Origin of the sequence: Chitinophaga flava, assembly GCF_003308995.1 — a bacterium.
GTDB classification, from domain to species: Bacteria; Bacteroidota; Bacteroidia; order Chitinophagales; family Chitinophagaceae; genus Chitinophaga; species Chitinophaga flava.
In genome coordinates this window covers 227460-241301 of the sequence record NZ_QFFJ01000003.1, presented here as the reverse complement: position 1 = coordinate 241301, position 13842 = coordinate 227460, and the positions used below count along the sequence as shown (strand labels likewise).

Annotated in this window: 1 protein-coding gene (cut by a window edge); it reads left to right on the top strand. The window is 48.0% G+C overall.

What is annotated here, in order from left to right; all coding sequences use genetic code 11:
- Positions 1-13842, top strand: the final stretch of a protein-coding gene (locus DF182_RS31825) for a non-ribosomal peptide synthase/polyketide synthase (RefSeq protein WP_113619943.1). Its footprint begins 42054 nt before the window's first position; 13842 of the gene's 55896 nt are visible here — the last part of the coding sequence; its start codon lies off the left edge, out of view; it ends in the stop codon at positions 13840-13842.

Here is a 13842-nt window from a genome sequence, read left to right as displayed (position 1 = left end):
TCTGCACAAAAACGCCTGTATAACTATTACGGGCCTACGGAAACTACGATCTACGCTACCGGAAAACGGATTGAAGATGGTGATACACATCTGATCGGCCGCCCAGTGGCCAATACACAAGCCTATATACTGGACCAGGAACTCAGACCTGTACCAGCGGGTGTGGCTGGCGAATTGTATATTGGTGGTGCCGGTGTAGCACGTGGATACCTGAATCAACCAGAGCTCACACGGCAGCGGTTTATAGACAACCCTTTCAGACATCTGGCAGAAAATAGTAAACTGTATAAAACCGGAGATCTGGTAAGGTACCAGCCCGACGGCAATATTGAATACATCGGCCGTGTCGACTTCCAGGTGAAGATCAGGGGTTATCGGATAGAATTGGGCGAGATAGAACACTATATGACCAGCTATCCGGGTATAGAACAAGCGGTGGTGTTGGTGAAGGAGCTAGGCGATGGTAACAAGTCCCTGGCTGGTTACTATGTATCCGATGTGCCTTTGAATCATGAGCACATTCTGGAATACCTGAGCTCCCATCTGCCGGAATACATGCTGCCGGCAGCTTTGGTGCATCTGCAGCAGTTACCGTTGACCATCAACGGCAAGCTGGACCGCCGCGCTTTACCAGAGCTGGTATTTACCGATAGTAATGATTTCCGTGCTCCGGAAAATGATACGGAAGCGGCCATGTGCGCCATCTATGGAGAGATATTGGGAATAGCGCCGGAAAAAATCGGAACAGACGATGACTTTTTCCGACTGGGTGGTAACAGTATCATGGCTATCCGTCTGATAAACCGGTTGAAAACGGTGATGGATATACGGATAAATATATCGACCGTATTTACCTGCCGTACTGTCCGTAAGCTGACGGCTCATTTATACAGTGGAGCTACTGAAAATGTAAGTATAACCGTACCAGTTATTACTTCTCCGGAAGAACAATTATTATCCTTCGCCCAGGAGCGCCTGTGGTTCATCGAAAATTATGAAGGTGGCAGCAGCGCCTATAATATCCCGATTGTACTGCAGTTACAGCCTGAGGTGGATAAAGGATGCCTGGTGCATGCTTTACGTACTATTGTGCAACGTCATGAGATATTCAGAAGTGTGATCAGGACAGGTAAAGACGGACATGGTTATCAGGTGGTGATGGATGATAATATCTATCCATTGCAGATTACAGAGAAATTATTGCAGACCAGGCAGGAGCTGGACAATGCACTGACTTCAGACGCGACTCAGGTGTTCAGACTGGAAGAAGAATACCCTGTGCGGGCAGCGATATATGATATGCAGGGAGAAGGTTATCTGAGCCTGGTGTTACATCATATTGCGTTCGATGGATGGTCAACAGATATTCTGATACGCGAACTGCTGCAACATTATCATCGTTATGTGGCACTACAGCAAAATGATATCGTGAAAGCGGCCACCCTCGCAATGTCTCCGTTACCTTTACAGTATAAGGATTTTGCGCTGTGGCAACGCCGGTACCTGACTGGTGCTGCACTGGATAAACAATTATCTTATTGGAAGAATAAATTGTCAGGTTATGAAACGCTGCAGCTGCCAACGGATTACCACCGCCCTGCAAAAGTAAGTTATGCAGGGGCTGACCTGTCGTTCAGTCTGGATAAAACTACCAGCGATAATCTGCGGGCTGTCTCCTACGAGCTGGAAGTGAGTATGTATAGCCTGCTGCTGAGTGGCTATTATCTGTTACTGAGTGCTTATAGTAACCAGCGGGATATTGTGCTGGGCAGTCCTACTACCAACCGCCACTACAGCGAAATTGCGGATGTTATCGGGTTCTTCGTTAATACACTTGCCCTACGGGAAGAAATAGACCCTGAACAACGGATAACGGATTTTATCCGCCAGGTGGGAGCTTCCGTTGTTACTGCGCAGTTGTATCAAGACCTTCCTTTTGAAAAGCTGGTGGAAGAACTCAAAATAACACCGGATGCTTCCCGTCATCCAGTGGTACAGGTAATATTTGATGGGCATAACTTCGGTACACATAGTACATCTGAAGACAGCAGTTTATTTAGTCCCTATGCCAGACATACTGACTTTAAGGTGGCTAAGTTTGACTTATCTGTGATGGTCAGCGATAGCGGGGAAGAGATTCAGGGGGCATTTAACTACGCTACCAGCCTGTTTGGGGAAAACACTATCGCAGGGTATATTGATACCTACAAGGAAATTTTAAGTCAGCTGTCTACCCTTGTGAAAGGCAGTGATCAAAAAATAAAATCATTGCGTTACGTAGATGGTGCAGCCTATGATAAAATCAAACATCAGGATAACGATACAGCGAAGCTGTATCCCACAACAGCTACCATTCACGGACTGTTTGAAGCGCAGGTGACACAGATGCCGGACCAGTTGGCGATTGTATGCGGAGATCGCAGGCTGACCTATCGCGAATTAAATGAGCAGTCCAATCAGCTGGCCGCCTACCTGAAAAAGAATTTTGATGTGCAGCCTGATGATCTGATTGTGCTATGCATGGACCGTTCTGCAGACATGCTGATATCGATGCTGGCTATCCTCAAAGCAGGCGGTGCCTATGTTCCGGCTGATGTTTCTCATCCCGATGACAGGCTGCGTTATATCATTAGTGATACCCGTACCAAAGTGGTACTGAGTAACGAACAGCATACGGAGCGTATCAAATCACTGACAGCAGAACTTCCGCTCAAGGTGATTAATACAGAAGATATTTATTTTCAGACAAGTCTGTCTGTAAGGTACAGTAGTGAGAATGTAGCCATTGCGGTAGAACCCTCACAGTTGGCCTATGTTATTTATACCAGCGGTACAACAGGCCGTTCCAAAGGGGTGATGGTAGAGCATCGGAATGTCGTCAACTATCTGTTTAATGTACAGGACATCTTGCCGGAAGATCTCGCCCGCGTTGATTTTTCAGGTAATTTATCTTTTGACCTATCGGTGACGACTACACTTTATCCATTGTGCTTTGGTAAAAGTCTGTATATTTTTGAAGGCAGCATAACAGAGGTCGCAGCTTATGAACAACATCTGATCACTCATGGAATTGAACTGGTGAAGAGTACGCCGGCATATCTGTCGTTGCTGAATAACCCCGAAGTACGTGTGAAAACGGCCATTGTAGGAGGGGAGAAGTTGTTGCGTCATCAGATCAGCAGAATACTTTCCTGCTTCACAACGATCATTGATGAATACGGTCCAACAGAAACTACGGTAGGAGCCACTTATTATCGTATAGACGATACTGTTACTGAATTTTCTATCGGTAAGGCTTATCATCATTACCGCGTATATGTGCTGAACGATCAGCTGCAACCGGTACCAACCGGAGCTATTGGAGAGCTCTATATCGGTGGAACAGGCGTATCGCGTGGCTACCTGAACCAACCGGAACTGACTCATGAACGTTTTATTGAGAATCCTTTTGGTAGTGGTTATCTGTACAAAACCGGCGACGCAGTAAGATACCTGCCAGACGGCAATCTGGAATATATTGGTCGTACAGACTTCCAGGTGAAGATCCGTGGTTACCGTATAGAACCTGCTGAGATAGAACACCAGCTGGCGGCCTATCCTGGCATCACGGACGCAGTAGTGCTGGCGAGAGAGCAGGCAGGCGGTATCCATTACCTCACAGGTTATTACGTATCTGCTGCAACACTGGATGAACAGGCATTACGTGACTACCTGGGCAGCTATCTGCCTGAATATATGATCCCATCTGTGCTGATACGGCTGGATGCCTTGCCACTAACGGCTAACGGAAAGCTGGACCGTCGTGCCTTGCCGGATCCTGCCTTTACAGGGGAGGGCAGTTATGAGGCGCCCGCCAATGAGATGGAGAAACAACTGTGTGTCATATTTGGTGAAGTACTGGAACTGGCCGTGGACCGGATAAGTGTGACGGATGACTTCTTCCGTTTGGGTGGTAATAGTATTATGGCGATACGGCTGGTAAACCGGCTGAATACCTTACCGGGCGTTAAAACCGGTGTGTCAGCAGTGTTCAACTGCCGCACTATCCGTAAATTGGCGGCTACGCTGCAAGAGGACACAGGTGATCATGTAACCATTACGGCACCTGCTATCAGTAGTCCGGAAGAGCAGCTATTATCTTTTGCTCAGGAGCGTTTATGGTTTATAGAGAACTATGAAGGCGGTAGTAATGCTTACAATGTGCCACTGGTACTGAAGTTGCAGGAGCACGTGAATACGGAAAATATGTTACTGGCGCTGCGTGCCGTTATACACCGTCATGAGGTCCTGAGAAGCAGAATCAGAACAACAGAAGAAGGATTGAGTTATCAGCAGGTTCAGGACGATACGGTGTCTCCGCTGACAATAAGCAGGAGGGAGTTGCCTTCTGAAGCTGCGTTGCATACGGAACTCGCGGCACGAGCCAATCGTGTATTCAGACTGGTGGAAGAACTGCCGGTCAGTATAACGTTCTATACGCTTCCTTCGGAAGTTCATTATCTGAGTATTGTGCTGCACCATATTGCATTTGACGGGTGGTCTACAGAGATTCTGCTGCGCGACTTATCGAATTATTATCATCATTATGAATATCTCACTGCCGGTGATATAGCACAGGCAGAAAAATCGCTGCCTGCGCCGCTGCCTTTGCAGTATAAGGATTTTGCGTTGTGGCAGCGTCATTACCTGAAAGGTGCTGTGCTGGACAGGCAATTGTCTTACTGGAGAGATAAGTTGTCAGGTTATGAAACGCTGCATCTGCCAACAGATAAACCTCGTCCGGGAAATATCAGCTATGAAGGCGCGAATATATCTTTTGTAGTGGATAAGCCCACCAGCGAAGGTTTACGGGTTATCTCCCGTGAACTGGAAGTGAGCATGTATAGTGTGCTGCTAAGTGGTTACTATTTATTGCTGAGTGCTTATAGTAACCAGCAGGATATTGTGGTGGGCAGTCTTGTTGCCAACCGCCATTATGGAGAGATAGCTGACCTGATCGGTTTCTTTGTGAATACACTGGTGCTGCGGGAAGAAATCGATCCGGAACAACGGATAACAGACTTTATCCGTCAGGTGGGTGCAGCCGTGATTGAAGCCCAGTTACACCAGGACCTTCCCTTTGAGAAACTGGTGGATGAACTGGATGTAGAGCCGGACGTATCGCGTCATCCGATATTCCAGACGACTTTTAATATGCAGGCGTTTGGTGGCCGGGAGGGCGCTGATCAGCTGTTCCAGCCGTATCAGCAGCCAGGTCAGTACAACATCGCCAAATATGATCTGACCGTAATGCTCAATGATAGCGGAGAAGAGATCTACGGCACCTTTAACTATGCAACGGCATTGTTTGAAGCAGAAACGATAACGGGCTTTATTACTACTTATACAACTATTCTGTCGCAGCTGGTGTCAGGAAAAGGGAGTCAGCTGAAAACGCTGCATTACCTGGATGAATCGGGTCTTGCCACCATGCTGCGGCACAGCAGGGGAGCAGTGCAACCTTTTGTTGCCGATAAGACCATCCACCAGCTGTTTGAAGAACAGGTGGCGGCCACACCAAATGCTGTTGCATTGGTATATGAAGAAACAAAACTTACCTATACCGAACTAAATGCTAAAGCCAACCAGTTGGCAGCGTATCTGCGTGAACGTTATACTATTCAGGCGGATGACCTGATCGCACTTGTACTGGATCGTACAGCAGATATGTTGACCGCCATCCTCGCCGTGTTGAAGGCTGGAGCCGCCTATGTGCCCGTATCACCGGAGTATCCGGATGAACGTATCCACTACATACTGACAGACACCCATACCAAAGTGGTGCTGACGAACGAAGTTTATGTAGATAGATTACAGACTGCTGCTGGCATTGAAGCGATAGATGCTGCTGTTTTATGGGAAGATAAATTGAAGACATATGAAGCTGAAAATCTTCCTCCACTGGCGACTTCAACAGATCTGGCTTATGTGATTTATACCAGTGGTACCACAGGTGCTGCCAAAGGTGTGATGGTGCAGCATCGCAGCGTCATCAACCTGATCAGCGCACTGGTGCCGGTACACACACTGGACCGCCATGAACGGGTAGGCTGCTATTCCAACTATGTATTTGATGCATTTGTATATGAGGCATTTCCCATATTGACAAACGGTAATACCTTGTACCTGTATCCGGATAGTATCAGAACCGCCCCGGATGCATTGCGCAGCTATATTGACAATGAGCGTATATCCGTTACATTTATCCCGCCGGTATTGCTGCGTGAGTTCCTGTCTGCGACTACTGGCCTGTCATTGATATTCACCGGTGGTGAACAATTGCCGGACCTGAGTGATATACCATTCAACGGTACTTTGCTGAATGAATATGGTCCTACGGAAGCTACCGTATGCGCAACCATACACCCTTACCATCCGGGAGACAGTACCGCCAACATCGGCCGTCCGCTGGCTAATACCACGATGTATGTGCTGGACCCAATGGGTAGATCTGTACCGGTGGGTGCTATCGGAGAACTGTACATTGGTGGTGCCGGTGTGGCAAGAGGTTATTTGAATCAACCATCGTTGACGGCTACACGTTTTATCGCAGACCCATTTGCCGGTGGCGATGCACGGCTGTATAAAACCGGCGACCTGGTAAGGCAGCTGCCTAATGGGGATCTGGAATACATCGGCCGTGCCGACTTCCAGGTAAAGATCAGAGGTTATCGTATCGAACTGGGCGAGATAGAACACCGCATGACCGGTTATCCGGGCATAAAACAAGCCGTGGTGCTGGTGAAAGAACAGTCTGGTGGCAACAAATACCTGGCTGGTTATTATGTATCCGATGTGCCTTTGAATCATGAGCACATATTGGAATACCTGAGCTCCTATCTGCCGGATTATATGCTGCCGGCGGTGCTGATACATCTGGTGCAATTACCATTGACCATCAACGGTAAGCTGGATCGCCGCGCTTTACCAGAGCCTGTGTTTACAAATAATGATCATTACCGCGCTCCGGAGAATGATACCGAAGCCGCTATGTGCGCTATCTACGGTCAGGTGCTGGGTATATCCGCTGATAAGATCGGGGTGGATGATGACTTCTTCCGGCTGGGTGGAGACTCTATCGTGAGTATCCAGCTGGTGAGCCGTTTGCGTCAACAGGCGGCTATTCATGTCACCGTGAAGGACATATTCCGTTATCGCACCATTGCCTCTCTGTATACGAACGTGATTGCTGCTGGTGCTGCCTCTGTGGTACAACTGGAAACAGAACAGGGTATTCTTTCCGGAGAAGTGCCGCTGCTGCCGATACAACGTTGGTTCTTTACCAATATCTCCAGCGGTCTGCTGCCGAAGTACCATCACTGGAACCAGTCTTTCCTGATCAGTGTGCCCATGCTGGACATAACATTGCTGGAACGTACGCTGACAGTATTGCTCAACTATCATGACGGGCTACGTTTACGCTATCGCCCGGATGGTACACAGTATTACAGTGAAGAAACTACAAGCGTAGACATCCGTCGCCTGGATATCACTACCCTGGAGACACCTGAAGCATTATATGCTTTACTGACCTCCTGGCAGTCAGATTTTGATATTTACGGAGACCGGTTGTTACAGGCAGCTTATCTGGAAGGTTATGCCGATGGCCGTGCACGCCTCTTCCTGGCAGCACATCACCTGCTAATAGACACGGTGAGCTGGCGTATGCTGGTGGCGGATATGGAACGCATTTACAATCATTTGTCAGCGGTAACTACAACGGATACACGTTCGTTGATAGAGTGGTTGGGTCCCAAAGGCAGCAGCTATCGCCAGTGGACAACGCTGATCTCTGGCTATGAGTTGTCAGTAGCAGAACAGGAATATTGGTCGGATCTGTTGCCCGGAATAAAAGCAGGGAATGCTGTTTTATCAGCGTTAGCGGTTAAAGATACCAGCCATGCGTTGCTTGCGCTGGATGTAACATATACCAGCCGTTTATTACGTGAAAGTCATCATGTTTATAATACACAGATTAATGATATACTGTTAAGTGCCCTGGGTGTTGCGCTGTCGCGCCTGACGGGAGAAAAGAAACACTATGTATTGCTGGAAAGTCATGGCCGTGAAGCACTTTCGGCCTCCATTGATATTACGCATACCAGTGGCTGGTTTACCACTATGTACCCTGTGCAGATCATCAGTGAAGGCAATGATTACGGTGCACAACTGGTAGCAGCCAAAGAAACTTTGCGGGCAATACCGGCTAACGGTATCGGCTATGGGATATTGACGGGTTACCGTCCTGAAGGGTTACCTCGTATCAGCTTCAACTACCTCGGCCAGTTCGACGGGCAGGAAAGTGCAGCCGGCAGTGGATGGCAGCTGACAAGTGAAGGCAGCGGTCTTTCAATAGATGCCTCCAATGGCGATCACCATCTGATCAACATTAATGGCCTGGTGATAGATGGTCGTCTTCAGTTCAGTATCTCCGGCAGTATAGCCGCTGATCTGCTGACCACCCTGGCGGCACAGTATCAGCAGGTATTGGAAGAGATGATCGAATGGCTGGGTCATGCATCCCGCACCTGGCTGACAGCCAGCGATACAGACAATATCATCTCCAACGCCTGGTTGTCGGTGCTGCAATCGCAGCAGGAAGTATCCGGTGTTTACCTGGCGGGCAGCCTGCAGGAAGGGTTTATCTATCATGCCCTGCATCAGGGAGAGGTGGATGATGCCTACCGCGTACAGCTGTTCTGGGATTATCATAACATCATCAATCCGGCTCTGCTGCAACAAGCCTGGCAATATGCGCAGCAGCGCTACAGCGTGCTGCGCCTGCGTTTTGCCTGGGAACATGAGCTGGTGCAGATCATAGACCGTCATGGTCATACTGACTGGCACTATCTGGATATCAGTGATCAGGATAGAGCTTCGCAGGAGGCTTATCTGAATGAACTAATGCTACAGGACCGTGCATTGCCATTCGATCTGTCTGCCGGTAACCTGTTCCGGGTATATCTGGTGAAACGCGGAGAGCAGGATTGGAGTAGTCTTTTCAGTCATCACCACGCCATATTGGATGGTTGGAGTATGCCGTTGCTGCTCAACTATGTACATGAGGTGTATCTGCAGTTGTTACATGGTGTGCCTGTAGTAGTGAGGGAAGACCATAGTTATGCAGAAGCGCAGCGTTACCTGCAGCAACACCGTGGAGATAATGAAACCTACTGGACTGCTGCTGTGGCCAGGCTGGAAGAACAGGAAGACCTGAGCAGCCTGCTGCGTGCCGACCAGCGTCATATCCGGTTATCGGACTATCGTCATATTCTGCAGCCGGCGGAAAAGGCCCTGCAGATCAGCGGTACACGCTATGAGATGCTGAAGCGTCTATGCGCTGCCAACGGTGTTACGCTTAATGCCGTGCTGCAATACTGCTGGCACCGGCAGCTGAGTCTCTATGGCAATACCCATAGAACCGTAGTAGGTATGACCGTCTCCGGCCGTAACTTGCCTGTTAACGATATAGAACAATCAGTCGGTTTATATATCAACACACTTCCGGTGATCATGGAGCATAGCGCTGTTAGTGTGTTGTCAGCTATTAAACATTTACAGGCTCATATCGGAGAAGTGAACAGCCGCAGCGATATAAACCTGGGAAGACTGCATCCTGGCGGCGAACGAATGTTCAACACGCTCTTTGTATTTGAAAACTATCCGGTGCCGGCAGGAGCCGACGGAGAAGAGGGCTTGTTGTCTATACAATTCAGGAGTAGTATGGAGAAACTGGACTATCCACTGGCAGTGGTTGCGGCAGAACGGGGCCAGGTAATCAACCTGCAGCTCAGATATGCATCAGAACTGTTTGATGATGCTACCATTACACAGTTACTCTCCGGTATGGAGCTGGTCCTGGAACAGCTGACAACAGAACCGGAGATCGCCGGAACATCGCTGGTACATCTGCGCGAAGCGCAATACCAGCAAATGATCTTCGACTGGAATAATACTGTTCGTGAGTATCCTGCTGATAAAACTATCCATCAGCTGTTTGAAGAACAGGTGAAAGCAAGTCCTGGCGCTTTAGCGCTGGTATATGGAGATGTACGCCTGTCTTATGCGGAGCTGAATGCAAAAGCCAATCAGCTGGCAACGTATATGCGTGCCCATTATGAGTTGAGGCCAGACGATCTGGTAGCACTGTATCTCGATCGCTCGGAACAGATGGTGATAGCAATACTGGCAGTACTGAAAGCGGGTGCAGCATATGTGCCGATAGATGTTATTTATCCGGATGATAGAATCAGTTACATTTTGTCGGATACAGCAACCCGACTGGTACTGACCAATGAAGTATATCAGGAGAAGCTGACCCGCCTTACCACGGCAGCTATCGCGGCAATAGATCAGCATGAATGGAAAGGAGCGATGAATGACCTTCCTGCATACAATCTGCCACATATCAATATAGCTGCCGATCTGGTTTATGTGATGTATACCAGTGGTACTACGGGCATGCCTAAAGGAGTAATGGTCACCCACAGCAATGTGGCCCGCCTGGTGAAAAATACAGACTATATTCGTATTGATGCCACAGACAGGATCATGGGAATATCCAACTACGCCTTTGATGGTTCTACGTTTGATATCTTCGGTGCACTACTCAATGGTGCATTGCTCATCCTGTCTGATAAAAATCTCTTGCATGATATCGGCAGATTCGACAACATGCTGCAGGAAGAGCAGGTAACGATCTTCTTTATCACCACGGCTTTATTTAACCTCCTGGTGGAAGAAGCACTTCCGGGATTAAGAAATCTGAAGTATATCTTATTTGGTGGAGAACATGTTTCGTTTAAACATGTAACCGCATTCCTGGACAACTACATTTCCGTAACCTTGCTGCATGTATATGGTCCTACAGAGACCACTACTTTTGCCACTTCTTTCCGCTGCAATAACCAGGTAGAGGCAGCAGATGGTATTGTGCCTATTGGCCACCCCTTGTCCAATACTACTACCTATGTACTGGATAGTAACCTTCGTCCGGTGCCGGTTGGGGCTATCGGAGAACTGTACATCGGCGGCGACGGCGTGGCGAGAGGATATCTTAACCAGCCGGCGCTTACGCAGGAACGCTTTATTGACAGTCCTTTCAGCAGGTTGGAAACAAACAGCCGCCTTTATAAAACCGGTGATCTGGTGAGATACCTGCCCGATGGTAACATAGAATACATCGGCCGTACCGACTTCCAGGTGAAGTTACGTGGTTACAGAATAGAGCTGGATGAAATAGCCACGGCACTCAGTAGTTATGGGGAAATAAAACAAAGTATCGTAGTAGTAAAAGAAAACGCCGATGCAGATAAAACAACCAGGTACCTGGCAGCATATTATGCGGCGGCCACCGCTGTGGAAGATGCCGTGTTAAGGGAACATCTGTCTGTTTCGCTGCCAGACTATATGATACCGACGGTATTTATCCATATGGACAAACTACCGTTGACGGCTAATGGAAAAGTAAACCACAAAGCATTACCCGAGCCCGTGCTTAGTAATGCAACGGATCAGGAATCTTTACCAAGGTCCGTGCAAGAAGCCATACTCCGTGAGATTTATGCGGAAGTGCTTAAAGTACCAGCAGCCAGCATCGGCATCCGGGATGATTTCTTCCGGCTCGGAGGAGACAGTATCCTTGGTATCCAGTTGCAAAACAAGATCAGGCAACAGTTGGGCGTGAAGGTGAATATGAAGGATATCTTTACTCACCGCAGTATCGAACAACTGCATGATAAAGTAATTGCGAAGGCTGCTGAAGCGGTAAAAATAGTAACTGAACAGGGGATTTTAAGCGGAGAAGCCGCACTGTTGCCGATACAGGAATGGTTCTTCAGCCAATCATTAAACGATCCGCATCACTGGAATCAATCATTTACCATCCGTACCGGAGAACTGGATACCACTTTATTGCAAACGGCATTGAAAGAGCTGGCTGCATTCCATGATGCCCTGCGCCTGCGGTATCAGGTAGATGAAACAGGACGATACAGGCAATATTATCATCCGGAAGCGGAAGCGCCTGAAATGAAAATACTGGATGTTCGTACGATTCCGTATGAAGAAGGAGGTGCAGCATTTGCTGATGAGCTGCTGCAGATACTGACGGGATATCAGCATCATTTTAATCTGAGTGAAGGCCCGTTATATAGTGTGGCTTATCTCCATGGCTTTGCGGACGGCAGCGCACAGATATACTTTGCACTTCACCATCTCATTGTAGATACAACAAGCTGGCGCATTCTCCGGGATGATCTGCAAACCATTTATACAGCATTGGCTGCCGGCAGTGCTGTCGTATTGGGTGATAAAGGTACCAGCTACAGACAATGGGCTGCCTCTTTGCAGGACTATCATCCGGGACATACAGATGAAATCAGCTACTGGCGGAAAACGACAGAGAGTTATCACAGTTCGGCTGATATCCTTTCTCAGTTGGCAGAAGGAGAAACAACGCATCATCATATGGCCATTGGAGTGGACAGCGTAACCACACAGCTATTGCTGACAGAAGCCCCCAAAGCCTATCATGCCACTGCCAATGATTTGTTGCTCGCAGCATGGGGATTAACGCTGTCGGCCATCACTGGCAATGTAGATCATTTCCTGGTATTGGAAGGTCATGGCAGAGAAGAGATAACTGGTTTTGATTTATCCCGTACTGTTGGATGGTTTACAACCATGTATCCTGTTTGTCTGCATACTGTTCCTGGAGATATCGGAAGTACCATCCTCAGCGTGAAGGAGTATTTGAGAGCAGTACCTGGCAAAGGTCTTGGATATGGTGCATTGAACGGATATATCAAGGCAGATTTGCCGCGTGTCTCTTTCAATTATCAGGACCAGTCTGATAATCAACAGATGGAGGAAAATATACGGCCGGAATGGGCACTCACAGAAGAACAGGCAGGAAAGTCTGCCCTTGATAACATAGACCATTACCTGATAGCCGCAAATGGTACGGTCATCAACGGTGAGCTTAGATTTGATATTAAGGGCAAACTGGGTCAGGAAACGGTAGACAGGCTGGCGATTGTATTCCATGAAATGCTGGCGGCTGTAGCTCAACATTGTCAGAACAGAGAAACGACCTATTCACCAGGTGATTTTACGGAAGATTTTGACCCATTCATAAAACTCAATCCGGATAAAGCAGACAGACCTATACTGTTTTTGCTGCCGCCGGCAGTAGGCGGGGCAGAAAGTTATCTGGGAAATATTATATCACAATTGAAAGATGTACCCATAGTTGCCTTCAATAATTACTACATGCATCTCAAACCCAAACTGACTCAGGAAGAGTTTACAGAGATCAGTTATGAGTTTCTTGCCCGCTACTATGCAGACCTGATCAGGAAATTACAGCCATCAGGCAAATATCATCTGTTCGGATGGAGTATGGGAGGTATCCTGGCTTTTGAGATTGCAAGGCAGTTGACGGCAAGTGGTTTAGAGGTGGAAAAAGTGGCAATGGTAGATTCCCTCTTCAAGATCGGGTATGTTTCTGATTTGTACCATTCAACAGTTTTGGGAAAGATTAATATGAGTTATGATCCGCAGTTGAAAGAACGGATCGCAAAACATGTCCTGCTTTTCAAAGCTACCAAAACGGGTGACCGGATACTGGAGACGGCCACGGAAAGCCAGATTCAGCTGGTCAACCACTACGTTGCATCGGCAGATAACTACCTGTCTGAAGTATTGCCAGGTGGGTCTGCGGAGATTGTAGAGTTTGATGGGGACCATGATACATGGGTCTTCGACCAAAATGTCGTGAAAAAAATAGCCGGACATTTATAG